We start from the raw sequence: 22,352 nt of genomic DNA, 5'->3' as shown, positions 1-22,352 counted from the left end.
ATTTGGAATACTGGATTAGAGAGAGCCCATGCGCACCGCTTCAGAACATGCCCGCACCATCGTCAAGGCCACCGCTCCGCTCATCGAGCAGCACGGGCTCGCCATCACCACCGCGATGTACAAGCGCCTGTTCGTGAACGCGGATGTGAAGGACATGTTCGATGCCGCCGCGCAGGAAAGCGGCGAGCAGCCCCGCCGCCTGGCAAACGCGATCCTCGCCTATGCGAAGAACATCGATCATCTCGAAAAGCTTGGCTCGGCAGTCACCAAGATGGTGCGTCGCCATGTCGAAACCGGGGTGCGCGCTGAGCACTATCCCTATGTCGCCGAAGCGCTGCTGCCAGCGATTCGCGATGTCGTCGGTGCCGAAATCGCCACCGACGAAGTGCTCGCCGCCTGGGGCGAGGCGTACTGGATGCTCGCCGATATCCTGATTGCCGCCGAAGCCGAGGCATACGCCGAAGCTGCCTGAACGGGCTGACTCGGCGGTCCGGATCGCCTGCTGCGCGCCCCCCCTCTGGCGCAGCAGGCGGTCCGTCAGGCCTTACTCGGGCGCGAAGGTGATCTCGGCATGGGCGCGCAGGCGCTCGACCAGCGCTTCACCCAGCAGGGCCCCCGGCGTGGCGATCGCGCCTTCCGCCTCGCACGAAAGCAGCGCGATGCCGGTTTCGGCCAGCATGCGGCTGGTCGAGCCATAGCCCGGATCATAGCGGCCCTTGACGCCGTAGCGGATCTCGCGGCCATCGGGCATTTCGCCGACGAACAGCACGTCGTAGTGGCCGTTGAGCCGCTCTTCCGCAGTGGGGCCTTCGCCGGGCTTCGGATCGTTCGGACCACCGATCATCGGCGTCTTCGCGATATGGTCGGCAATCGCCTGGCCCTGCTCGCCCGGGCCGGTAAGCATCATCTCGTCATAGACGAAGTCAGCACCATAAGGGTGCCCGCGCAGGAAGTTCGTGCGGTGGACGTTCTTGGTGTTGATCACCGCCATGATGAAAGGCGCAGCCCAACTGCCAGTCGCATCATCGAGGAACGGCTTGTCGCCCGCCGGCTGCTCCGGCCCTTCAAAACCGGGCGTGAGGCCGAAGGGGCTCGTCATGATCGGAATCAGCGCAGGGTTCGCGCCCAGCGCCTTGAGCGTCGCGCCGAGGCTTGCCGCCGTGCCACCGGAAAAACCACCCTGCATCGCTCGTACGCGACATTTCACGCGCGGCACCGGCGCCCCGAAGCGAGCCTTGGCTTCCTGCTGCAGCATGAAGACGCCGAGATCGAAGGGAATCGAATCGAAGCCAGACGAGAACGCCACCCGTGCGCCCGTTTCCTTCGCCTGATCGTGCAGCGCATCGACCATCTGGCGCATCCACACCGGCTCGCCGCAGAGGTCGGCATAGTCCGTGCCAGCCGCGACACAGGCACGCAGCACCGGTTCGCCATAGAGCTGGTACGGGCCGACCGTGGTCACCACCACGCGAGTCTGCTCGGCCATCGCGGCGAGGCTGGCGGGATCGTCCGAATCGGCAACGACCAGCGGTGTATCCGCCGGCGCACCGATCAGATCGCGCACTTCGGCGAGCTTCTCCGCGCTGCGCCCGGCCATCGCCCAGCGCGGGCCATCGGTACCGTAATGGTGCGCCAGATACTCCGCCACAAGCCGCCCGGTGTAGCCGGTCGCGCCATAGACGATCAGATCGAAGGGCCGTTCGGCCTTGCTGGTTGCCATTTCTCTCTCCTTGATTTCTTGTTTTCAGAGTTCCGCCGCATCGCTCTGTTTTGCCATTATCGCCTCAAGCTCCTCGGCAGCACCTTCTTCATTCGCGGCCGCAGCCTCCCGAATGAGTTCCAGACCGCGCTCTGGGTCTTTCGGAATGCGGTTCAGGCCCCGCCTGAGGTCCAGGCCATGCATCAGTTTTCCCCGGCTGTGCCCGAGAGCAGCGGCCTTTTCGAACAGAGCCGAAGCGATGATCTTATCCTTAATCTGATCCACGCCCGTGTCGTATTGGACGCCCAATTCATAGATCGCCGTAGCGTGATCACGCATGGCTGCCTGGGTGAGCAGCCACAGATGTCTTTGCCGAAAAGTTTCATAAGTTTCGCCCGGTTTACCCCAATGCGCCGCCATAAACATCGCTTCCGGCACTTGTTTTTTCACGAGCGGCTCAAGCAGCTTATGGGCCTTTCCAGATTTGGCCGCCTCAAACGCCCGCTCTGCCTTGCGGAGAATGTCCTCAATCTCGCTCGTCTTCCCGGGAACCTTCTTCGGCATCTGGGACCTCCAATCGGCTGCGCCCGGTTTGTTACAACTTAGGCAAAGTCACCCCGCGCTGGCCCATGTATTTGCCCGCGCGGTCGGCGTAGCTCACCTCGCAAGGTTCGTTGCCTTGCAGGAACAGGAACTGGCACGCGCCTTCGTTGGCATAGATCTTCGCGGGCAGCGGCGTGGTGTTGGAAAACTCCAAGGTCACGTGGCCTTCCCAGCCCGGCTCGAGCGGCGTCACGTTCACGATGATCCCGCAGCGGGCATAGGTCGATTTGCCGAGGCAGATCACCAGCACGTCGCGCGGCACGCGGAAGTATTCGACCGTGCGGGCGAGCGCGAAGGAATTGGGCGGGATCACGCAGACGTCCGTCTTGCGGTCCACGAACGAGTTCGAATCGAAATCCTTGGGATCGACCACCGACGAATCGATGTTGGTGAAGATCTTGAACTCGTCCGCCACCCGCGCATCGTAGCCATAGGAGGAGAGGCCGTAGGAAATGCAGCCATCGCGGCGCTGGCTCTCCACGAACGGCTCGATCATGCCGTTTGCCAAGGCCTGCGTGCGGATCCACTTGTCGGAAAGAATGGCCAATGCGGCGCTCCGGTATACTGGGAAGGAAAGAAAGGCGTTCAGGCCAGATTGGCCGGTCCGAAGGCATGGGGCAAGAGGGCCGAGAGCGGCAGCCGCGTAAGCGAACCATCGGCCGCGCCGATGACCTCGGGATCGGTGTCGCCCAATGCCGCGAGCTCGTGCAGCATTTGCCGGCAGCGCCCGCAGGGCATGACCGGTTCAGGCCCGAGCGCAATCGCCCCTGCCGTGTCTACCTTGCCGCCGGCGATGGCAACCGCGACCAGTCCGCCGCGCCGTCCTTCGGTCATTGCGCGGGCCACGGCATTGGCTTCGGCGCAGAGCGAGAGGCCGTAGCTTGCGTTCTCGACATTGGCGGCCTGCACCACCGCGCCATCATCGAACAGCAGTGCCGCGCCGACGTGGAAGCCCGAATAAGGCGCATAAGCGTTGCGCGCAGCTTCGATGGCGGCGGCAACAAGATCGGTGATCGGTTCGCTCATCGGTGCACCGCCACCCACCGCAAGGGCCCGGCCACGCCGGCGACATGCAGCCGCGTCGTTGCGGTCCACATGACCCAGCGCCGCCCGGCATACGTAGGTTCGAGAAAATCGCCCGCCACCCACAGGTTGCGATCCAGCCGCGCGGCGAGATGGTAGCGCGCGTCGAACGTGCGGGAGATCATCAGGATCGCCGGGCGTTCGGTGTGCTTCTCGATCTGGTTGAGGAACGTCGTCAATTCGCTCTGCATCGCCGCTTCGCCCGGCGGCTGCGGGCAGGATCGCGAATCGAGATCGAGCATGACAGCGGGGGGCAGCAAGGCATCATCACGCGGCACAACGATCACGAAACTGCCAGCCTGCGCATCCGCCGGAGCGCAGAGATCATAGACGTGAACCGCACCCACCTGCAGCCCAGCCTTGCGCGCGGCGTCGAGGCCCGCAGTGAACGTCTCGTCGCGCCGGCCCGCGCCTTCGCTAGCGGTGAGGTAGACAAAATCGGCCCCATGCGCCTTGAGCGAGGGCCATTCGACGGCACCGTCATGCGCATCGAGCCAGGCGCCCTGCACGGGGAAGCGCGCACGATCTGGCTCCCAGCGCCGCGATTCCCACCATGCAGCCAGCGTGACACCGGCCAGCAGCACCACGGCCAGCAGGATCCACACGCGCCGACGCGCTGGTTTTCCGGGGTTGTTCACGCTGAGTCGCCTCGCAGGGTCTAGTCTTGGGGGCTGTTCATCCCCTGATATGCAGGACGCAGATCAGGGTGAAGAGCCGCCGTGCGGTGGCAAAATCGGTCTCGATCTTGCCCTCCAACCGTTCCAGCAGCAGTTCAGCCGCTTCGTTGTGGACCCCGCGGCGAGCCATGTCGATGGTCTCGATCTCCTGCGCAGTCGCGCGGCGGATCGCCTGGTAGTACGAATCGCAGATCGCAAAATAATCGCGAATCGGACGGCGGAAACGCCCGAGCCCAAGCACGATGGTTTCGAGCGGACTGCCGTCGTCCGCCGCAATCGCCAGCGCAAGCCGGCCATCGTCCACCGAAAGGCGCAGGCGATAGGGACCTTCATAGCCCGCTGCAGCCGCGCGTACGGGGCGGAAAGTGTTCTCCTCGATCAGATCGAAGATCGCGATCCGGCGTTCCTGCTCGATATCGGCATTGCGCCACACGATCGTCGCTTCGTCGAGCTCGATATGCGAAATGCGCGGGTCGGCCATGGCGGCCAGTGTCTTGCAGACGCGTCCCGCGCGGGCAAGCCATTTGCGGAAGGAAACCGCGCTCTTTCGCGATCCCTCCCCGCTATCCACAGGCGGTGTGGCATCCGCGCCGCTTGCCGCGGAGGCAGCGCTCCTTCACAAGGCTCGCATGTCCAACGTCCAGCCGATCCCTTTGCGTGAACCCGATCATTCCGGTTCCCCCGCCGCCTCGCTTCCTGCCAACGTGGAGGCAGAGGCCGCGTTTCTCGGCGCGGTGCTGATCGACAACCGAATTCTCGAGGAACTGCCAACCCCGCTGCGCGCGGAGCACTTTTTCGCGCCGGTTCACGGCCGGGTCTATGAACGAATCCAGGCGCTGATCGACCGCAAGGCGGTGGTCACCCCGGTCACGCTCAAGCCCTACTTCGAGGCGGACGAGGGCCTCAAGGAACTCGGCGGCACCGCCTATCTCGCGCGGCTGACGGCCGACGGGCAGGGCCTGCTCGCCCCGAAGGAGCTGGCCGAGCAGATCTACGATCTGGCCCTGCTGCGCGAGCTGATCACGGTCGGGCGCAACCTCGTGACCGGCGCGATGGACACGAGCGAGACGGTCGCGCCGCTCAAGCAGATCGAGCAGGCCGAAGCCGCGCTCTATGCCGTGGCGGAAGGCGCGCAGTCCGGAAACGAGGCGCAGAGCTTCGGCATTGCCACGCGCGCCTCGCTCGAAATGATCGAGAAAGCGCTGCTTTCGGGCGGCCATATCTCGGGCAAGACGACAGGCCTCACCTCGGTCAACGAGAAGATCGGCGGGCTGCATGACAGCGACCTCATCATCCTTGCCGGACGCCCGGGCATGGGCAAGACCTCGCTCGTCACCAACATCGCCTACAACTGCGCCGCGCGGTGGATGGAAGAGGAGCAGTCCGGAACCCCCGCGAACAAGCGCGTCGGCGCGAGTGTCGCCTTCTTCAGCCTCGAAATGAGCGCCGATCAGCTCGCCACGCGTATCCTCGCCGAACAGTCGGGCATCAGTTCCGAGGCGCTGCGCATGGGCCGCATCAGCCGCGAGGATTTCCAGCAGCTCTCCTTCGCCAGCCAGCGCCTCGCCGAACTGCCGCTCTACATCGACGATACGCCGGCGCTCACCATCGGCGCGCTGCGCACCCGCGCCCGCCGGCTGAAACGCCGGCACGACATCGGCCTCATCGTGGTCGATTACCTGCAGCTGTTGCAAGGCTCGGGCCGCGCCAACGACAACCGCGTCAACGAAATCTCCGAGATCAGCCGCGGCCTCAAGACGCTGGCCAAGGAACTCGGCGTGCCGGTCATCGCGCTCTCGCAGCTCAGCCGCGCGGTCGAGCAGCGCGACGACAAGCGTCCGATGCTTTCGGACCTGCGCGAATCGGGCTCGATCGAGCAGGACGCGGACATGGTCTGGTTCGTGTTCCGCGAAGATTACTATGTCGCATCGCGCGAACCCAAGGTGCCGCAAGGCACTGACGACGCCAAGGTGCAGGAAGCCCACGCCGCCTGGCAGGCCGAGATGGAGCGCGTTTTCGGCCTTGCCGAACTGATCGTCGCCAAGCAGCGCCACGGCTCCACCGGCAAGGTGCGCCTCAAGTTCGAGGCGCGGATCACCCGATTCAGCGACCTTGCGCCCGATCACATGGCCTACGACTACGGCGACGAATGATTCGCTGAACCCGCATTTCCTTGACTTTCGGGCAGGCGCGGCCTAGCCCGCCGCTCTTCCATCCATTCCTGTTTTTACGGAGTGCCCTGCATGGCGCGCGTTACCGTCGAAGATTGCGTCGACAAGATCCCCAACCGCTTCGATCTCGTGCTGCTGGCTGCCGAGCGCGCCCGCGCCATCTCGGGCGGCGCGGAACTGACCGTCGATCGCGACCGTGACAAGAACCCGGTCGTCGCACTGCGTGAAATCGCGGAATCGACCGTGCGCCCCACGGTGCTTAAGGAAAACCTGATCCAGTCGATGCAGCGCGTGCTGCCGGACGACGACGACCAGGTCGACGAAATCGGCTCGCTCTCGCAGTCGGCCGAAGCGCTGCGTATCACCGCTGCAGCGCCTGTGCGCAACACCTCGCTCGGCGCCGACTACGACGGCTGACAGTCAGGTTTGACGACTCGCTCCCTCCTCAAGTCGGGAGGGGGATAAAACCCCAAAGGCCGCTTGCACCGCGCAGGCGGCCTTGCCACATTCAGCGGCATGGCCAGCCCCTTGCCTTCGCGCGCTGACCGCGACCGAGCTCCGGTGAAGGCCGTGCTTGGCCCGACCAACACGGGCAAGACTCACCTCGCGATCGAACGTCTCTGCGCCCACTCCTCCGGCGCCATCGGCTTCCCGCTGCGTCTTCTGGCGCGCGAGGTCTATGACCGCGTCTGCAAGATCAAGGGCGAGGCCAACGTTGCGCTGATCACCGGCGAGGAGCGGATCGAACCGCCGAACGCGCGCTGGCACCTCTGCACCGTTGAGGCCGTGCCGAGCAGGCCCGACTTCGCCTTCGTCGCGCTCGATGAAGCACAGCTCGCCGCCGATCCGGAGCGCGGCCACGTTTTTACCGATCGCCTGCTCCATACGCGTGGGCGCGAGGAGACCATGCTGCTCGGCTCGGCCACACTCGAGCCCATGGTCCGCGCGCTGGTGCCCGGCGTAGACGTCGTCAGCCGCCCGCGCTTTTCCACCTTGAGCCATGTCGGCGCGAAAAAACTGAGCCGCATACCCCCGAGAAGCGCGATCGTCGCCTTCTCTGCCGAGCAGGTCTACGCCATGGCGGAGATGCTGCGCCGGTTCCGTGGCGGCGCGGCGGTGGTGATGGGGGCCTTGAGCCCGCAGACGCGCAATGCGCAAGTCGCGATGTACCAGGCGGGCGAGGTCGATTACCTCGTCGCGACCGACGCCATCGGCATGGGTCTCAACCTCGATGTCAGCCACGTCGCTTTTGCCGGCCTCTCCAAATACGATGGCCACCGCCACCGCCGCCTGACGACCGCCGAGATGGCGCAGATCGCAGGCCGCGCAGGGCGCCACCACAAGGATGGCACATTCGGCACGCTGGCGGGGATGGGCGGGCACGATCCCGAATTCGCCGACGAGGAAGTCTACGCGATCGAGGAGCACCGCTTCCCTCCGCTCACCCGCCTGTTCTGGCGCGAGGCCGAGCCGCGCTTCGACAGCCTGACGACCTTGATCGATGACCTCGAAAGCCCGCCGCCGCAGCCCGAGCTTTCCTCTGCGCCACCGGCCATCGATCTCGCCGTGCTGAAACGCCTTGCCGATGAGGCGGACGTTGCAAGCACAGTGCGCGGCCGCGGCTCGGTGCAGCGCTTCTGGCAGGTCTGCTCGCTCCCCGATTTCCGCCAGCAGGGCGCGGAGACTCATTCCCGCTTTGTCGCGCGCCTCTGGCAGGATCTCCGCCACGGCTATCTCGGTTCGGACTATGTCGCGCAGGCGATTGCGCAGCAGGATAACCCTTCGGGCGATATCGACACGCTGCAGGGCCGGATCGCGGCCGTGCGCAGCTGGGCCTACATCACCCAGCGCCCGGACTGGGTGCTCGCGCGCGAGGAAATGGCGGCGCGCGCCCGCGCAGTGGAGACGCGCCTGTCCGATGCGCTCCACGCCCGGCTTACCGAACGCTTTGTCAACCGCCGCACCACGGTGCTGATGCGCAAGGCCGGCGGTGATGCCTCGCTGCTGCCAGTTCGGATCAGCGAGGCGGGCGCGGTGCTCGTCGATGATGAACCCATCGGCCACCTCGAAGGCTTCCGCTTCGTGGTCGATCCGTTGGCGCGTGCGGCCGACCGCAAGCTGCTTCTCGCCGCTGCCGAGCGCCATTTGCCCGGCCTGCTCGCCGCCCGCGCCGATGCCTTGATTGTTGCGGCCAGTGAACGGGACGGCCTCGTGCTTGAAGATGGCGCGCTCGCTTGGAACGGTCTGGTTGTCGGGCGGCTTGAGCCGGGTAAATCAGTGCTCGAACCACGGCTTCGACTCGATGCGGCGCTCGGCCTGCTGTCGGCGCGCCAGCGGCCCCAATTGATCAGCGCGCTGGAAGGCTGGCTTTCCCGCCAGATTGCCGCCGATCTCACCCCGCTGGTTCGCCTCGCCGAAGCCGCGCGTGCACCGGAATCGGGGCCTGACCTGCGAGCGCTGCTGCTGCTCCTTGTCGCAGGAGGCGGCGTGCTGGCGCGCGAGGATGCTGCGCTCGAGCGGCTCGATCCTCGCCAGCGTGAAGCGCTGCGCCGACTTGGGGTGCGCGTCGGGGCGCTGGATCTGTTTATCCCCGCTGTGCTCAAGCCCGGCCCGCTCGCACTCTGGTGCCGGCTTGCCGCACTGCGCGGCGAAGCACGGCTGTTGCCGCCGGCCAATCTACCGGCGGTGGTCCCCGCCAGGATACCCCCTGCCGGTTATCGCCGCGCGGGCGGACAGGCGATCCGCATCGACCTCGCCGAAAAGCTGCTGCAGGCCGCGCACCGTTGCCGGATCGGCGCGTCGGCGAAGCGGTATCCGCTCGATCCCGCACTCGCCCGTTCGATGGGCCTTGCCACGGCGGGCTATGCTGCTCTGCTGCGCGCTGCAGGCTTTCGCGTGCATATGCCGCGTCTGCTCGATGAAGCAGCGCACGGCCCTCCCGCCCCGCCAATGTGGGACTGGCGCCCGCCGCGCAGCGCGCCGGTGCGTGGCCCTGCGACGCATATGCCGCCTCCGACCGGCGCTTTCGCCGCGCTGGCCGAGCTTATCCGCTGATGGTGGGCGAAGGCTCCCTGCGTATCGACAAGTTGCTGTGGTTCCTGCGTTTTGCGGGGTCCCGGAGCCTTGCGCAGGAGTGGGTTGCAGAGGGGCATATCCGGCTCAATGGCCGCCGCATCGAACGGGCAAGCACCGCGGTTCGTTGCGGCGACGTGCTGGTCCTGCCGCTTCGCAGCGGGGTCAGGGTGATCACGGTGGAGCAGCTTCCCCGGCGGCGCGGCCCTGTCGAAGAAGCCAGGGGTTGCTATGTGGTGCTTGACGCGGCGGGCTCACCACCTCTAGCAAGCCAATCGGATTTACCTGAACCCGCCCAAACCTGAAGCCGAGGGATTGCCACTGCCATGACCTATGTCGTTACCGAAGCCTGCATTCGCTGCAAGTTCATGGATTGCGTCGAGGTTTGCCCGGTGGATTGCTTCTACGAGGGCGATAACATGCTGGTGATCAACCCCAGCGAGTGCATCGACTGCGGAGTGTGCGAGCCCGAGTGCCCGGCCGAGGCCATCCTGCCGGACACCGAAAGCGGCCTCGAACAGTGGCTTGAGCTCAATGCCAAGTATTCTGCCGAGTGGCCCAATATCACCACCAAGAAGGACGCGCCGGCCGACGCCGACGACCACAAGGGCGAAGACGGCAAGTTCGAAAAGTACTTCTCGGCCGAACCGGGCGAGGGCGACTGATCGGCAATAACGGGGACGCTTGCCCGCTTCCCCGCAAGTGCTGCGAATGTGGCGCACTATCCGCGCCCTTACCTCTGGCAATTTTATGACAGAGCTGCTATAGACGCCCGCAAGCGCTGGGCGGAACGATCCTCCCGGTCGCCAACAACACGCTAAGGCAGGACAAACGGCAAACGGATCGCAGTGCTTGTAGACCGCGTTAAAGACGGTCGTTTGCCGGACCTCTCCCCCAAAGGGCCCGGATTGCTGTCCGGGGGCGTGTCTGCCCCACCTTGCCATCGTACCTGCTGCGCCGAAAGGATAAGCAATGGCAACCAAGGCACTTGCCTTCGATGTTGGGGATTACGTCGTCTATCCCAAGCACGGCGTCGGCCGTGTGGTGGAACTTCAGAACGAGGAAATCGCAGGCATGAAGCTGCAGCTCTATGTGCTGCGCTTCGAAAAGGAACGCATGACCCTGCGCGTGCCCGTGAACAAGGTTGAAGCAATCGGCATGCGCAAGCTGTCTTCGGACAAGACGCTGCGTGAGGCGCTCGATACCCTTAAGGGCAAGCCCAAGGTCAAGCGCACGATGTGGTCGCGCCGCGCGCAGGAATACGAAGCCAAGATCAATTCGGGTGATCTCGTTTCGATCGCCGAAGTGACACGCGATCTGTTCCGCGCGGATGACCAGCCGGAGCAGAGCTACTCGGAACGTCAGATCTTCGAAGCGGCTTCTTCGCGTCTGGCACGCGAGCTTGCCGCCATGGAAAAGACGGACGAGCCCGCCGCGCTCAAGAAGATCCTCGCGATCCTCAACGAGCACGCGCCGAAGTACTACGAAACGGCCTGACGGCCAGCCGCGCCTCCCGCTTCTTTGGGGAGAGGTGGTGGCGCTGAAAAAAGGGCCGCCGGAACGATCCGGCGGCCCTTTTTTGTATCCTGCTCTTCGGGCCTGCGTCATCCGGCAAACCGCCGATAGGTATCGGCAGATGACTTGGCGGATGGCGTCTCAGTGCGTTATATCGATAACACACCAGGCTCAAGGAGAGCGCCATGATCAAGGATATTGCCCGCACGCTCGGCGGGATCGCCGTTGCCGCCATTGCCCTTTCGCTCAGCGCCTGCGACGGCGCGACGGTCGAGATGGGCGGCATGAAGGGCGTGCCGCTCGCCGAACTCGATCTTTCGGCCAAGGCGCCCGAGGAAATCACCCTGCTCGGCCCCGACACGGTGCGCGTGGTGCAAGGCGACAAGCTCGCCATCACGGTTGAAGGAAAGCAGGACGCCAAGGACCGGCTCCGCTTCGTGCTCAAGGATGGCAAGCTTGCGATCGGGCGCGAAGGCTGGAAGATCGGCGGCAGCGACGATCTCGCGACAGTCCAGGTGACGGTCCCCGCCGCCAAACGGCTGGTCATGGCCGGTTCGGGCACGATGCATGCCGATGTGCTGCGCGGCGATGCGGCAAGCGTCAGCATTGCCGGTTCCGGCGATATCGATGTCCCTGCGATCGACACGAACGAACTAAAGATCGAAGTGATCGGCTCGGGCGATCTGAAGGCCGGCGGCAAGGCGAAGTCGCTCAAGGTCTCGGTTGCAGGTTCCGGGTCGGCCGATATGGCCAGCCTCACCGCGGAGCAGGCCAATATCGAGATTGCAGGATCGGGTGACGTGCGCTTCGCGTCGGACGGCATGGTCAAGGCCGACATCATGGGTTCCGGCTCGGTAACGGTCAAAGGCCGCGCACAGTGCAAGGTCAATTCGATGGGTTCGGGCACGCTGACCTGCGAGCCCTGATTGTAGCGTCGCGTGGTCTCGGCCGGGCAAGTGTCATGGCACCGCAAGGAAACATCGGATAGGCATGGCCTGAGACCCTGACCGAAAGGCCACTGATCTTGCCTCGTCCTCTGCTGTTTCTTGCTCCGCTCGCCGCGCTGACACTCTCCGGCTGCCTTGCGAGCACCGCCGCCAACATCGTCACCGCGCCGGTGCGCGTGGGCGCAAAGGCAGTCGACATAGCGACCACCAGCCAGTCCGAGGCCGACGAGAACCGTGGCCGCGCCATGCGCAAGCGCGACGAGAAGATCAGGAAGCTGGAGAAGAAGTACGACCGCGCCCTCAAGGCCTGCAACCGCGGCGAAACAGCGGCCTGCTCCGAGGCCAACCAGATCAGCGGCGAGCTCGAAAGACTGCGCGCCGAGCGCTAGACAGCCGCGCGGCGCAGGCGGTCGTTAATCGCAACCCCGATGCTCTCATGCGGGATCGGCGCCACCGCGATGCGCGGTTCAGGTGCTGCCGCCGCTTCATGCAGACAGGCGTAGAGCCGCGCTGCCGCCTCGGCGAGTTCGCCAGATGGCGATAGCGAAACCTGCCCTGCCACCGCGCCAAAGCCGATCAGGAACTCGTCGGCCGCTGCGGCCATAGCGCAGAGCCGCACCGGCTTGCCCGGTGCATAGTGGCTGGCAAGCTGCCCCGGCGCTTCGATGCGCGCATCGCTTGGCGTCATGGCTTCAGCATCCGATCCGAGAACGGTAGCCAGATCCGCCTCGGACACCGGTCCCGGTCGCAGCACCTGCCAGCTTCCGCCGGGGCGCAGTGCAACGATAGTCGATTCCAGACCCTGCGGCGTCACGCCCCCATCAAGGATAAGGCCGGCCTTGGGCCCCAGCGAGGTTGCGACGTGGGCCGCGCTGGTCGGGCTGACACAGCCGCTGCGGTTGGCCGAGGGCGCTGCCAGCGGCAATCCAGCCGCAACAAGCAAGGCCCGCATCACGGGATGGGCCGGAACCCGCAGCGCAACAGTGGGAAGCCCGGCAGTCACTGCGGCAGCGAGCGGCGCATCGCCCCGGCGCGGCAAGACCATGGTGAGCGGACCCGGCCAGAATGCCGCCGCCAAAGCCCTGGCGCGCGCATCCAGCACCGCGAGCCCCTCTGCCGCCGCCACATCGGAAACGTGGACGATCAGCGGATTGAAATCGGGCCGCCCCTTGGCGCGGTAGATCGCTGCCACGGCTGCATCGCTGTCCGCACGGGCGGCCAGTCCATAGACCGTCTCGGTGGGTACCGCCACAGTCCCGCCCGCCCTCAGCAGGTGCACAGCCGCGGCAATCCCGGCGCTATCCGCGGGCAGCACGTTTGGAGACGTTTGCGTGGTCATGGCTTGCCGCTATAGGCCTGCGCAGAGGCTGCCAAGGAAAAGAGCGCATGAGCTTTATCGCCCCCACCGAAGACCAGGTCGTTGCCATGCGCATCTGCGCCGGAATCGACGAACTGGCGGCCCATGAACGCTACGGCGCGGCCACGCCCGATGTGGTCGAGGCAATTGCCGAAGGCATCGGTGCGTTTGCGGCCGGTGAATGGGCTCCGCTCAACCGAATCGGCGATACCGAAGGCGCGCGCTGCAAGGATGGCGTGGTTTCTTCGCCCTCCGGCTATGCCGAAGCCTACAAGGCTTTCGTCGAGCAAGGCTGGGGCTCGATTGCCGGGCCGGCTGAATTTGGCGGACAGGGACTGCCGTTCACACTCGCAACTTGCGTGCTCGAAACGCTGGGCGCAGCCAACATGGGCTTCACCCTGCTGCCCATGCTCACGGTCGGCGCAATCGAGGCGCTCGATCACCACGGCAGCGAAGCGCAGAAGGCGATGTACCTGCCGAACCTGATTTCCGGCGCATGGTCGGGCACGATGAACCTGACCGAGCCGCAGGCCGGCTCCGATGTCGGCGCGCTGCGCAGCACCGCAACGCCGATCGAGGAAGGCCCGCATGCGGGCAAGTACCGCATCGCCGGCACCAAGATCTACATCACCTGGGGCGAGCACGAGCTGGCCGAAAACGTGATTCACCTTGTCCTCGCGCGCACCCCCGGTGCACCCGCCGGATCGCGCGGCATCTCGCTGTTCATCGTGCCCAAATACCACGTGAATGCCGATGGATCGCTGGGCGAACGCAATGACCTGCGCGCTGTCTCCATCGAGCACAAGCTGGGCATCAATGTCTCGCCGACTTGCGTCATGTCGTATGGTGACAACGGTGAGTGCATCGGAGAACTGGTTGGTCACGAGAACGAGGGCCTCAAGGCCATGTTCACGATGATGAACTCGGCGCGCATCAATGTCGGCAGCCAGGGCGTGCAGATCGCCGAGCGCGCGCTCCAGCAGGCTCGGATGTATGCGCGCGATCGCGTGCAGTCCGCCCGCGCCGGTTCGCCCGACAAGAACCCTGTTGCGATCATCGAGCACCCCGATGTGCGCCGCATGATCCTGCGCATGCGTGCCCTCACCGAAGGCTCGCGCGCGCTGCTCTACTACACCGCCGGGCAAGTCGACCGCGGCCTGCTGGGCGACAAGGCCGCGCAGCAGCGCGCCGAACTGCTTGTGCCGCTGCTCAAGGCATGGGGCACCGATATCGGCTGCGAAGTCACCAGCATCGGCATCCAGATCCACGGCGGCATGGGCTTCGTCGAGGAAACCGGCGCTGCGCAGCACTATCGCGACGCACGCATCGCGCCGATTTATGAAGGCACCAACGGCATCCAGGCCGCCGATCTCGTCACCCGCAAGCTCGGCATGGAGCAGGGCGGTGTGCTGCAGGCACTGATGGCCGACATCTCGGCCGAGATGCAGGACGTTCCCGAGGTCGCCTCACTCGCCAAGGATGCCGCCGCGATCGGAACGTGGATGGCGAGCGGCGATGCCAGCCTTGATGACAAACTGGCTGGCAGCGTGCCGTTCCTCACCATGTGCGCTGTTGCCGTCGCCGGATGGCAACTCGCCCGTCAGGCCCGCGCGACTGGCAGCCACGAGAAGACTGCCGTCACCAAGGTGTTCAACCGCACGATCGTCCCCGAAGCGCGCGGATTGGGTGCGGCCGCGATGGCCGGTGCGGCGCTCTATTACGAGCTCGGCAGCGAGGCGCTGACCGGATGAGTGCCGGCGAGCCCCAACGCGAACTTTCTGGGCTCGAACGGATCGCTGCCGCGCTTGAGCGCCTTTCGCCGCCCGCCCCGGCGCCAACCGATTGGCTGGCACATCCGGCCTATGTGTGGACGGGGACCAGTGCGCGCCCGGTCGATCCGCTTGAGGCCCCGCCGCTGGCACTGATCAAGGGCGTCGGCGCGCAGAAAGCGGCGGTAGCGGAAAACGTCCTGCGCCTTGCCGCCGGTGCGGCGGCGCACGACATGCTGCTGTGGGGCTCACGCGGCATGGGCAAGTCCGCGCTAGTCCGCGCCGCCGTCCGCTCGGCGCAGGACGCCTATTCGGGCCGGATCGCGCTGATCCAGGCCGCGCCGGACGAGAGTCTTGCCACGTTGCTTTCCGAGCTGCGCACCACGGACCGCCAGTTCCTGATCCTGCTCGATGATCTGGGCTTCGATGCGGGCGACGCAGGTTCAGCCCGGCGCCTGCGTTCGTGGCTTGAAGGCGGCGTCGAAGCGCGGCCCGCCAACGTCCGCCTCGCCGTCACCTCGAACCGCCGCGCGATTGTCGAGCGGCATATGGCCGAGCAGGACGACCCGATCAATCCGCGCGATGTCGTCGACGACCGCCTCGCGCTGGCCGACCGGTTCGGCCTTTCGCTCGGGTTCCATGCCTGCTCGCAGGACGATTACCTCGCGATCATCGCGGGGTACGCCGTGCACTACGGACTCGCATTTGCCGAGGACGATGCACTCACATGGTCCAAGCAACGCGGCAGCCGGTCGGGCCGCGTCGCCTGGCAATATGTCAATGAACTTGCAGGGCGGGCGGGCCGCAGCCTCTAGTTCTGCGGCTTGGTGAGGTCCGAATCCATCGTCGGCTTGACGATGAACTTCGTGCCCTGCTTGGGTGCGGGCGGCATTGGCGTCGCCGGAATCGGAGTGATCGCGGCGGCCGGCTTTGCCCCCGGCGCCACCACGCGCCAGATCACGCCGCCCGTATCATCGCTCACCAGCAGCGCACCGTCCTTGGCGAAAGCGACCCAGGTGGGCCGTCCGTGCGTCGTATTGTCCTTGGTCAGGAACCCGGTCAGCACCGGAACAGGCGGCTTGGGCAGCGCATTGCCGTTGTTGTCGAAAGCCACAAACACGACATCGTAACCCGATAGCGGCTTGCGGTTCCAGGAACCGTGCCGCGCCACGAAGGCGCCGCTGGCAAAACGCTCGCCCATGAGGTTGCCTCCGCGCGCGAAGGCGAGGCCGAGCGGCGCGACGTGTGAACCGAGGCCATATTCGGGCTTGCGCACGTAAAAGAACATGTCGCGCGGCATCGGATCGGTCACGCGCCAGTCGATGTTCTTCTTCCAGTAGACCCAGGGCCAGCCATACTGCGCGCCCAGCGGCACGTTGGTGAGATAGTCGGGCACGAGATCGGAGCCGAGCATGTCGCGCTCGTTGACCGTGGTCCACAGCTCGCCGCTGCGGGGGTTCCAGTCGAGCCCGTTAGGATTGCGCAGACCCTCGGCATATTCCCGCGAGGTCTTGCGGTCGAAATCGTACTCATGGATCGCCGCGCGGCCCTTTTCCTTGTCGAGCCCGTTCTCCCCGATGTTCGAGGAGGAACCGACCGTGACATAGAGCAGCTTGCCGTCCGGGCTCAGCGAAAGGTTGCGCGCCCAGTGATTGCCGCCGCCGGGGAGGTCCATCAGCTTTTCCGGCTTGCCGCTCAGCGTGGTCTGCCCGGGCGTAAACGGCCAGGACACTACGGCGTTATGGTTGCCGACATAGAGCCGACCTTCGCGCAGAACCATGCCGAAGGGCGAATCGAGCCCGGGGTTGCTCATCTCGAAGCGCTGATCGGCGACACCATCGCCATTGCTGTCTCGCAGCACCACGATCTTGTTCGGCGAAGCCTCGCCCGCGCCGGCGGACGAGAGCAGATAGCCCATGACGAGGCCGGTGATCCCGCCCGGCCCGCGCTGCGCGGGGCCGTTGGTCTCGGCGGCCAGCACATCGCCATTTGGCAGCACGGTCATCGTTCGCGGGTGATCGAGCTTGTCGGCAAAGCGGGTTACGATGAGCCCCTCCGCCGCCACGGGTGCCTCTCCGGCTGCCCAACCCACGGGCTTGGCGATACCGATCGTGGGAAACCACTGCGGCGCCGCTTCGGCCAGTTCGGGCTTCGGCCCGGTGGTCTTGTCGAGCGTGAGCTGCGCCGAATCGCCTCGCATGAGCCACGCGGCTGCGAGGCCGAGCACAACAAGGACGATGATGAGCCCGGTCAGGGTCTTGCGGATGGTGAACATGATTCCTTGTCTAGAAGCCGCATTGCTGTCTCGCAATGGTCCTCGCGATACGCGCCGCGCCCTGCTAAGTTCCCGCAATGTACGAATTTGCTCCCACACCGGGCCAGTCCAAGGCTGCGCTTTACGGCGACCTGATTGATGCCGCCCGCGCGATCACCCACGATGAACCCGACGCGGTTGCCAATATGGCCAATTGCGCCGCGCTCCTCGCCCAGTTTCTGCCCGATCTCAATTGGGCGGGCTTCTACCGGTTGGTCGGTGGCGAGCTCGTGCTGGGACCCTTTGCCGGCAAACCCGCCTGCATCCGCATCGCGCTGGGCCAGGGGGTGTGTGGCAGCGCAGCTGCCACGGGTGAGACGCAGCTGGTGCCTGATGTCCACGCCTTTCCCGGCCACATTGCCTGCGATGCGGCCAGCCGTTCCGAACTGGTCGTTCCGGTGAAGCGTGATGGCACCGTCATCGCGGTGATCGATCTCGACAGCCCGCTCCTCGATCGCTTCGATGCGGAGGATGCCGCAGGGATCGAAGCCCTCGCCCGCGTGCTGGCTGATCGGCTCTAGCCCCTCCCTGCCCCGTTTCGGCACAGCGATGCCGCACCCTGTGGTCCAGCACGGGGCAGGATGCTAAACAGCGTGTTAACGCTGAATGCCGCCTGCGCATCGTGCGCACAAAGCGGGTTCGGATCACGCTGACAGGGGAACAAGATGGCCAGATTACTCCAGGCCCTCGTGGTAGCCGCGATGACCTCCAGCCTTGCCATGCCGGCGCTTGCGCGCGGGCATCAGACGCAGGTTGCACAAGGCAGCTGGCAGTCGGGCTATCCCGGCGCCTATCAAGGCTCATGGCAGGGCCAGTACCCGGTTCAGTATCCTGTCCCGCCGATGGTTTATGGCGCCCCCGTCTACGCGCCGCCAGTCTACAGCGCTCCGGTCTACAGCCCCCCGGTCTACAGTGCCCCAGCCTACAACGGCCAGGTCGCCCCGCCGCAGGGCTATGTGCCCGCTCCGCAGGCCGCGCCTGACGCCGATCCGCGCTACCGCGAAATGGTCGAAAGGTGCCAGGGCGTGACGACGCGCCACAGCGGAACGACCGGCGCGGTCATTGGCGGCGTTGTGGGCGGAGTCGTCGGCAACCGGGTCGCCTCGGGCAATCGCACCATCGGCACAGTTGCCGGTGCCGCCGTCGGTGCTGTTGCCGGCGGCGCGATCGGCAAGTCGGTCGACAAGAACCGCGAACGGGAATGCGAGGAGTTCTTCAGCAGCTATGCCCCGCCGGCTCCGGCCTACTATGGCTATGGCGCGCCCGCTGGTGGCTATGCCTACGGCTATCCGTCCTATGGCTATGCTCCGATGCCGGGCGCGCCAATGACGGGCGCGCCGATGGGCTATGTCATGGTACCGGCGAATGCGCCGCAAGCAGTCGCGCCGGGTCAGGGCGCCTGCACCGAAACGCGCACTGTGTCTTACGAATACGTCCCGGTGAAGAAGCGCTACATCGGTGCGCCGCCGCGCCGTCCGGTGGTGCACGACAAGCGCGTCAAGGTGCCATCCGGCAGCTGAACCAAAGCAGATTCCCGCCCCTTTGCCCGAACTTTCCTGATGCAGTGATCCTGCGCCGTCGTGCGGCGCAGGATTCTAGTTCCCGCTTGCCGCGTTCGGGAGGAGCGCCACCACGACGCCTACTTCATGCCTGCCCCCGGACGGCAGGCGCATCAGCACGTGGCCGCCATAATCAACGTCGAACCGGGCTGCATCCGTCTGGAAGGTCCAGGCAAAGTCCGCAGAGCTCGGCACGGCTTTTCGGCCAACCGGGCGCCGCGTCCCGTCATAGGCATCGATGCGCCCGCTCTTGGTGATGTAGAAGTCGCTGGGATCATCATAAAGTATGATCCGCGCTGCCAGCCCCAGATCGGAGGCGCCATCGCCCTCGCCATCCGGATCAAACCGGACCTGCTTCATCGGCACTAGACCGCGGTTGTGGCGCGCCTGGGTAAGCGCGGCGGCGACCAGAGCCTCGGCATTCTGCCAACCGTGGACGATCGCCGCGATGCGATCCTTGCGACCGGGATGAGTCGGGGTCGCCTGCTCCGGAAGAATCCGGGCCGCTGCCGAAGTCGTCTCGGCAAGAGACGCGCCGAGACGGGCGAGCACGAAGCCCGAAAACTCGTCCGCCTCAAGCTCGTCACGCCAAGGCTCGGCCGTTTGGCGCAAGGTGTGGCCGGCTAGATGATGGCCGACCTCATGCGCCAGAATACTCATGGCACCCCAGTCCGGACAGATTCGATCAGCCACTTGCGCCATGAACCGAGGGTCGAACAGAATCACGCGGCGGCCGTTGATGATCTCGGCTGCGGCAGGGGTGGAGGGATCGACGATCATCTCGAAATTCATCTCGAGCCCGCTGACGCGGACCACGCGCTCCACTTGCGTCCGGGCCTCCGCCAGATCAGCCTGCTTGGAGGCGTTCTGCTGGCCCATGTAGCCAAGCGCGCCGAGGCCTTGCACCCGGCCCTCGGTGGGCCAGTACTCGTGCAGCCGGGCATCGGACCATTCCTTGCCCAGTTCGCACTGCCCTTTTTCATGATCGCTGGCGGGTTGCCTTTGCTGATCGCGCGCAGCCTGCGCGAAAAGATGATGCGGCAATGCCGCGCTCATGGCCACGGCAACGGCCAGGCAGAAGGTCCGCAGCCTCATGTGCGATCAACTGCTGGATGGGCTGGCGCTGCATCGCGGCGGTACGCAGGGATGCATTGCGGCGATACGCATGCGGACGACGGCAATCGCGCCGACCTTCTGTGCACGCGGCTACTCCCACTTCAATTATTGCCTGATCTGTATAGCCTAAAGATCTAAGATAAAATACTTATATCTACTGATCCTGTGTGTGCTAAATTTTTGGCAAGAAAAAAATATGGCCAATTTTAATTCAAGATCCGAAATGTGTAACTGTAGTGATCGCGTGGTGCATCCCGGATGCCGGTGATTGTCACCGTGTAAGTCCGGCCTGCTAGAAGGCCGTCGACTCGCCAGGAGAGGCAATTGGCGACGCCGTAGCCCTCATTGTCCCAGAGCTGATCGCGGACGGGCAGGTTCCGTTCGGCATCCCGTATCGCAACCCTGGCATCGGAGAAATCAACCTTGGTGTCTGTGTCAGGGTCCTGGCTGACCGAGAACGAGAGGCGCGCGCGGGGTGAGAAAAACACGGCCGGATAGTCGCCCTGAGGCCACGCGACGATATCCGGAGCCTTAGTAAGATGGGTAGGACCGGGCGACGTTCCCGGGAAGTCGAAAACCTTCATGACCACCGAATCAACACGCGTGCCCCCGGGCAGAACCGCGATGACCCGGCCGAGCGCCGTCTGATCGAGGTAGGGATCAAGCATCCAGCGGCGATGGCCGATCTCGTCGCCATCGCCTTCGATCAGCCATTCGGCGAGAATGGCGTTATCATCCTCGTATGTAAGGTACGGGGAGGAAACGCCCCCCAGCAGATTCGAGCTTCCTGCAGCGGCAGTGCCCGCAGCAGTCCAGCACGTCCAGTTCGGCGGGGGATCATGGCTCAGTGCGTTGTTGGTGGCCATGATCAGCGCGGCTTCACCGGCTGAAAGGTCGGCAGCTTCATTGTAACGCACTGGTGCAAGTCCATGGCGAGCCCGCAATGCATTGAACGCATCAAGAAAGCGGAACTTCGTCTCCGACCGGAGAACGCCGGCTACGCAGTGAGCCGGATCGGGCGGCTGTGCATAGAGCGACGCCGTGTTGGACCACGCATGTTCGTCAATCGGCGCGATCGCGCCATGGTAGGGAACGGACGAAGCTGGAGAGGACGCATCGCTCTCCTCGATGATCACTTCGTCCGGCTCGGGATCAAATTGCGCGATAGCAGGTACGGCACCGCCCGCCACCCACAAGGCAAAGGCTGCTGCCGAAGCACGACAAAACGCACGCGGTTTCAGGGGGTTTCCTGTCCGCGTGCGCATTGCCAATCGGCTTAGCAGCAAGGGCTGATCATGGCCGCCGCTTCAGAGCTTGCGACCGATCAGTTCCTTCATGATCTCGTTGGTGCCACCGAAGATGCGCGTGACACGCGCGCCGCGCCAGGCACGGGCAATCGCGTACTCGTTCATGTAGCCGGCGCCGCCATGCAGCTGGAGGCACTTGTCCATCACTTCCCACTGCAGTTCGGTGTGCCAAAGCTTGGCCGCCGCGCCTTCCTCGGCGGTCAGTTCGCGCTTGAGATGGCGGGCCAGCGCCCAATCGAGGTGCGCCCAGCCCACCTGCAGCTTGGACTTGAGGTCTGCCAGCGTGAAGCGGGTGTTCTGGAAATCGAGGATCGGCTTGCCGAACGCCTTGCGCTCGCGCGTGAAGGCGACCGTATCGTCGAAGGCCTTCTGCGAAGAAGCCTGCGCACTGACGGCAATCGAGAGGCGCTCCTGCGGCAGCTCGCTCATCAGGTAGATGAAGCCCTTGCCCTCTTCGCCGAGGCAGTTGGTGATGGGCACGCGCACGTCCTCGAAGAACAACTCCGAAGTATCGGCTTCATCCTGACCGATCTTGTCGAGGTTGCGGCCGCGCTTGAAGCCTTCGCGGTCCGCCTCGACCAGCACGATCGAGACACCCTTCCATGCTGGCTGGACTTCGGTGTCGGTCTTGCAGCAGACCAGGATCAGGTCGGCGTTCTGGCCATTGGTGATGTAGGTCTTCGACCCGTTGATCACGTAGTGGTTGCCGTCCTTCTTGGCGCTGGTGCGCATACCCTGAAGGTCTGAACCGGTGCCGGGCTCGGTCATCGCGATGGCGGTGACCACTTCGCCCGAGACCATCTTGGGCAGCCACTTGCGCTTCTGCTCTTCAGAACCATACGAGACGAGGTAGTTCACCACGATGTCGGACTGCAACGAGAAGCCGGTGGCGACGCGGCCGTAGTAGGCGCTCTCTTCATCGACGATGGCGTTGTAGCCGAAGTCGAGGCCGAGGCCGCCGTACTCCTCCGGCACGGTCGGGCAGAGCATGCCGAGCTCGCCTGCCTTGGGCCAGATCGACTTGGGTACGATGCCCGCCTCTGCCCATTCATTGGCATGCGGCGCGATTTCGGTTTCAAGGTAGCGCCGTACCGTCTGGCGAAACGCCTCATGGTCCGCGTTATAGGCAGAGCGGGGGATCAGATCGAGCGACATGGCAGGCT

Annotated in this window: 25 protein-coding genes; 14 read left to right on the top strand and 11 right to left on the bottom strand. The window is 65.0% G+C overall.

Features of this window, described 5'->3' with window-relative positions; translation table 11 throughout:
- Positions 1 to 28 precede the first annotated feature (28 nt).
- The gene (locus ACODS2_RS20325) at positions 29 to 472 is read left to right on the top strand and encodes a globin domain-containing protein (protein ID WP_298174352.1); all 444 of its coding nucleotides are present in this window, start codon (positions 29 to 31) and stop codon (positions 470 to 472) included.
- Between the two features lie 72 nt (positions 473 to 544).
- Here the strand turns inward: ACODS2_RS20325 and ACODS2_RS20320 are convergent, their stop codons facing one another.
- From ACODS2_RS20320 to ACODS2_RS20295, 6 genes are read right to left on the bottom strand one after another with little or no spacing between them, the layout of a single operon-like run.
- Entirely contained in the window at positions 545 to 1,720 is a 1,176-nt protein-coding gene (locus ACODS2_RS20320; protein WP_489000391.1) for a saccharopine dehydrogenase family protein, read from the bottom strand.
- A gap of 24 nt (positions 1,721 to 1,744) precedes the next feature.
- Positions 1,745 to 2,263, bottom strand: a complete 519-nt coding sequence (locus tag ACODS2_RS20315) for an SEL1-like repeat protein (RefSeq protein WP_489000390.1) — start codon at positions 2,261 to 2,263, stop codon at positions 1,745 to 1,747.
- Between the two features lie 31 nt (positions 2,264 to 2,294).
- Positions 2,295 to 2,849 (bottom strand): dCTP deaminase, encoded by a 555-nt coding sequence (gene dcd, locus ACODS2_RS20310; protein ID WP_298174357.1) that lies wholly within the window; start codon positions 2,847 to 2,849, stop codon positions 2,295 to 2,297.
- A gap of 38 nt (positions 2,850 to 2,887) precedes the next feature.
- Entirely contained in the window at positions 2,888 to 3,328 is a 441-nt protein-coding gene (locus ACODS2_RS20305) for a cytidine deaminase (protein WP_489000389.1), read from the bottom strand.
- A complete protein-coding gene (locus ACODS2_RS20300) occupies positions 3,325 to 4,023 on the bottom strand; it encodes a glycoside hydrolase family 25 protein (RefSeq protein ID WP_489000388.1) in 699 nt (232 codons plus the stop codon). The genes ACODS2_RS20305 and ACODS2_RS20300 overlap by 4 nt, the downstream gene beginning before the upstream one ends.
- A gap of 37 nt (positions 4,024 to 4,060) precedes the next feature.
- Positions 4,061 to 4,543 carry a UPF0262 family protein gene (locus ACODS2_RS20295; protein WP_298174363.1) on the bottom strand — a complete coding sequence of 161 codons (483 nt, stop codon included), beginning with the start codon at positions 4,541 to 4,543 and terminating at the stop codon, positions 4,061 to 4,063.
- Between the two features lie 148 nt (positions 4,544 to 4,691).
- Here ACODS2_RS20295 and ACODS2_RS20290 point away from each other — a divergent pair, with 148 nt between their 5' ends.
- From ACODS2_RS20290 to ACODS2_RS20255, 8 genes are all read left to right on the top strand, one after another.
- Entirely contained in the window at positions 4,692 to 6,215 is a 1,524-nt protein-coding gene (locus ACODS2_RS20290; protein ID WP_298174365.1) for a replicative DNA helicase, read from the top strand.
- A gap of 90 nt (positions 6,216 to 6,305) precedes the next feature.
- On the top strand, positions 6,306 to 6,650 hold the full coding sequence (gene rpoZ / locus ACODS2_RS20285; protein ID WP_298174367.1) for a DNA-directed RNA polymerase subunit omega: 345 nt from the start codon (positions 6,306 to 6,308) through the stop codon (positions 6,648 to 6,650).
- Between the two features lie 99 nt (positions 6,651 to 6,749).
- Complete coding sequence (locus tag ACODS2_RS20280; protein ID WP_489000387.1) at positions 6,750 to 9,287, top strand: helicase-related protein; 2,538 nt, start codon at positions 6,750 to 6,752, stop codon at positions 9,285 to 9,287.
- Positions 9,287 to 9,610 carry an RNA-binding S4 domain-containing protein gene (locus tag ACODS2_RS20275; RefSeq protein ID WP_298174371.1) on the top strand — a complete coding sequence of 108 codons (324 nt, stop codon included), beginning with the start codon at positions 9,287 to 9,289 and terminating at the stop codon, positions 9,608 to 9,610. Before ACODS2_RS20280 ends, ACODS2_RS20275 begins: the two co-directional genes overlap by 1 nt.
- 21 nt (positions 9,611 to 9,631) lie before the next feature.
- Positions 9,632 to 9,970: a ferredoxin FdxA gene (fdxA, locus tag ACODS2_RS20270; protein ID WP_147159436.1), complete on the top strand. Its 339-nt coding sequence runs from the start codon at positions 9,632 to 9,634 to the stop codon at positions 9,968 to 9,970.
- 307 nt (positions 9,971 to 10,277) lie between these two features.
- On the top strand, positions 10,278 to 10,802 hold the full coding sequence (locus ACODS2_RS20265; RefSeq protein WP_067906430.1) for a CarD family transcriptional regulator: 525 nt from the start codon (positions 10,278 to 10,280) through the stop codon (positions 10,800 to 10,802).
- Positions 10,803 to 11,005: 203 nt separating this feature from the next.
- Positions 11,006 to 11,746, top strand: coding sequence for a head GIN domain-containing protein (locus ACODS2_RS20260; protein ID WP_489000386.1), 741 nt, complete (start codon positions 11,006 to 11,008; stop codon positions 11,744 to 11,746).
- Positions 11,747 to 11,844: 98 nt separating this feature from the next.
- Entirely contained in the window at positions 11,845 to 12,156 is a 312-nt protein-coding gene (locus ACODS2_RS20255; protein ID WP_489000385.1) for a hypothetical protein, read from the top strand.
- Here the strand turns inward: ACODS2_RS20255 and ACODS2_RS20250 are convergent.
- Positions 12,153 to 13,106, bottom strand: coding sequence for an L-threonylcarbamoyladenylate synthase (locus tag ACODS2_RS20250; protein ID WP_489000384.1), 954 nt, complete (start codon positions 13,104 to 13,106; stop codon positions 12,153 to 12,155). The two genes, ACODS2_RS20255 and ACODS2_RS20250, sit on opposite strands and share 4 nt — an antisense overlap.
- Before the next feature lie 47 nt (positions 13,107 to 13,153).
- Between ACODS2_RS20250 and ACODS2_RS20245 the strand changes: the two genes are divergently transcribed.
- Entirely contained in the window at positions 13,154 to 14,875 is a 1,722-nt protein-coding gene (locus ACODS2_RS20245; protein ID WP_489000383.1) for an acyl-CoA dehydrogenase family protein, read from the top strand.
- Positions 14,872 to 15,708: an ATP-binding protein gene (locus tag ACODS2_RS20240; protein WP_489000382.1), complete on the top strand. Its 837-nt coding sequence runs from the start codon at positions 14,872 to 14,874 to the stop codon at positions 15,706 to 15,708. The genes ACODS2_RS20245 and ACODS2_RS20240 overlap by 4 nt, the downstream gene beginning before the upstream one ends.
- Here ACODS2_RS20240 and ACODS2_RS20235 read toward each other — a convergent pair.
- Positions 15,705 to 17,168 carry a PQQ-dependent sugar dehydrogenase gene (locus ACODS2_RS20235; protein WP_489000381.1) on the bottom strand — a complete coding sequence of 488 codons (1,464 nt, stop codon included), beginning with the start codon at positions 17,166 to 17,168 and terminating at the stop codon, positions 15,705 to 15,707. The genes ACODS2_RS20240 and ACODS2_RS20235 overlap by 4 nt on opposite strands.
- Positions 17,169 to 17,245: 77 nt before the next feature.
- Between ACODS2_RS20235 and ACODS2_RS20230 the strand changes: the two genes are divergently transcribed.
- Positions 17,246 to 17,728 carry a GAF domain-containing protein gene (locus ACODS2_RS20230; protein WP_298174385.1) on the top strand — a complete coding sequence of 161 codons (483 nt, stop codon included), beginning with the start codon at positions 17,246 to 17,248 and terminating at the stop codon, positions 17,726 to 17,728.
- Between the two features lie 144 nt (positions 17,729 to 17,872).
- Complete coding sequence (locus ACODS2_RS20225) at positions 17,873 to 18,727, top strand: glycine zipper 2TM domain-containing protein (RefSeq protein ID WP_489000380.1); 855 nt, start codon at positions 17,873 to 17,875, stop codon at positions 18,725 to 18,727.
- Between the two features lie 75 nt (positions 18,728 to 18,802).
- Here the strand turns inward: ACODS2_RS20225 and ACODS2_RS20220 are convergent, their stop codons facing one another.
- Positions 18,803 to 19,822, bottom strand: a complete 1,020-nt coding sequence (locus ACODS2_RS20220; protein WP_489000379.1) for a M48 family metalloprotease — start codon at positions 19,820 to 19,822, stop codon at positions 18,803 to 18,805.
- On the opposite strand from ACODS2_RS20220, the gene ACODS2_RS20215 reads away from it, so the two are divergent.
- Positions 19,821 to 20,012 (top strand): hypothetical protein, encoded by a 192-nt coding sequence (locus ACODS2_RS20215; protein ID WP_489000378.1) that lies wholly within the window; start codon positions 19,821 to 19,823, stop codon positions 20,010 to 20,012. The two genes, ACODS2_RS20220 and ACODS2_RS20215, sit on opposite strands and share 2 nt — an antisense overlap.
- A 76-nt stretch (positions 20,013 to 20,088) precedes the next feature.
- Here the strand turns inward: ACODS2_RS20215 and ACODS2_RS20210 are convergent, their stop codons facing one another.
- Both ACODS2_RS20210 and ACODS2_RS20205 read right to left on the bottom strand, forming a co-directional pair.
- Complete coding sequence (locus ACODS2_RS20210) at positions 20,089 to 21,072, bottom strand: CAP domain-containing protein (protein ID WP_489000377.1); 984 nt, start codon at positions 21,070 to 21,072, stop codon at positions 20,089 to 20,091.
- A 117-nt stretch (positions 21,073 to 21,189) separates the two neighbouring features.
- Positions 21,190 to 22,344: an acyl-CoA dehydrogenase family protein gene (locus tag ACODS2_RS20205; RefSeq protein WP_298174393.1), complete on the bottom strand. Its 1,155-nt coding sequence runs from the start codon at positions 22,342 to 22,344 to the stop codon at positions 21,190 to 21,192.
- Positions 22,345 to 22,352 lie beyond the last annotated feature (8 nt).

The sequence above is a fragment of the Novosphingobium sp. FG137 genome, from assembly GCF_057809735.1.
This window is presented reverse-complemented; position numbering and strand designations above follow the sequence as displayed.

Coding starts and splice junctions, on each gene's coding strand:
- ACODS2_RS20295 (WP_298174363.1), bottom strand. CDS start 4,543: ATGGCCGACCCGCGCATTTCGCATATCGAGCTCGACGAAGCGACGATC.
- ACODS2_RS20325 (WP_298174352.1), top strand. CDS start 29: ATGCGCACCGCTTCAGAACATGCCCGCACCATCGTCAAGGCCACCGCT.
- ACODS2_RS20320 (WP_489000391.1), bottom strand. CDS start 1,720: ATGGCAACCAGCAAGGCCGAACGGCCCTTCGATCTGATCGTCTATGGC.
- ACODS2_RS20290 (WP_298174365.1), top strand. CDS start 4,692: ATGTCCAACGTCCAGCCGATCCCTTTGCGTGAACCCGATCATTCCGGT.
- ACODS2_RS20205 (WP_298174393.1), bottom strand. CDS start 22,344: ATGTCGCTCGATCTGATCCCCCGCTCTGCCTATAACGCGGACCATGAG.
- ACODS2_RS20275 (WP_298174371.1), top strand. CDS start 9,287: ATGGTGGGCGAAGGCTCCCTGCGTATCGACAAGTTGCTGTGGTTCCTG.
- ACODS2_RS20240 (WP_489000382.1), top strand. CDS start 14,872: ATGAGTGCCGGCGAGCCCCAACGCGAACTTTCTGGGCTCGAACGGATC.
- ACODS2_RS20215 (WP_489000378.1), top strand. CDS start 19,821: ATGGCCACGGCAACGGCCAGGCAGAAGGTCCGCAGCCTCATGTGCGAT.
- ACODS2_RS20250 (WP_489000384.1), bottom strand. CDS start 13,106: ATGACCACGCAAACGTCTCCAAACGTGCTGCCCGCGGATAGCGCCGGG.
- ACODS2_RS20225 (WP_489000380.1), top strand. CDS start 17,873: ATGGCCAGATTACTCCAGGCCCTCGTGGTAGCCGCGATGACCTCCAGC.
- ACODS2_RS20245 (WP_489000383.1), top strand. CDS start 13,154: ATGAGCTTTATCGCCCCCACCGAAGACCAGGTCGTTGCCATGCGCATC.
- ACODS2_RS20305 (WP_489000389.1), bottom strand. CDS start 3,328: ATGAGCGAACCGATCACCGATCTTGTTGCCGCCGCCATCGAAGCTGCG.
- ACODS2_RS20220 (WP_489000379.1), bottom strand. CDS start 19,822: ATGAGCGCGGCATTGCCGCATCATCTTTTCGCGCAGGCTGCGCGCGAT.
- ACODS2_RS20260 (WP_489000386.1), top strand. CDS start 11,006: ATGATCAAGGATATTGCCCGCACGCTCGGCGGGATCGCCGTTGCCGCC.
- ACODS2_RS20235 (WP_489000381.1), bottom strand. CDS start 17,168: ATGTTCACCATCCGCAAGACCCTGACCGGGCTCATCATCGTCCTTGTT.
- ACODS2_RS20265 (WP_067906430.1), top strand. CDS start 10,278: ATGGCAACCAAGGCACTTGCCTTCGATGTTGGGGATTACGTCGTCTAT.
- fdxA (WP_147159436.1), top strand. CDS start 9,632: ATGACCTATGTCGTTACCGAAGCCTGCATTCGCTGCAAGTTCATGGAT.
- ACODS2_RS20280 (WP_489000387.1), top strand. CDS start 6,750: ATGGCCAGCCCCTTGCCTTCGCGCGCTGACCGCGACCGAGCTCCGGTG.
- rpoZ (WP_298174367.1), top strand. CDS start 6,306: ATGGCGCGCGTTACCGTCGAAGATTGCGTCGACAAGATCCCCAACCGC.
- ACODS2_RS20315 (WP_489000390.1), bottom strand. CDS start 2,263: ATGCCGAAGAAGGTTCCCGGGAAGACGAGCGAGATTGAGGACATTCTC.
- ACODS2_RS20230 (WP_298174385.1), top strand. CDS start 17,246: ATGTACGAATTTGCTCCCACACCGGGCCAGTCCAAGGCTGCGCTTTAC.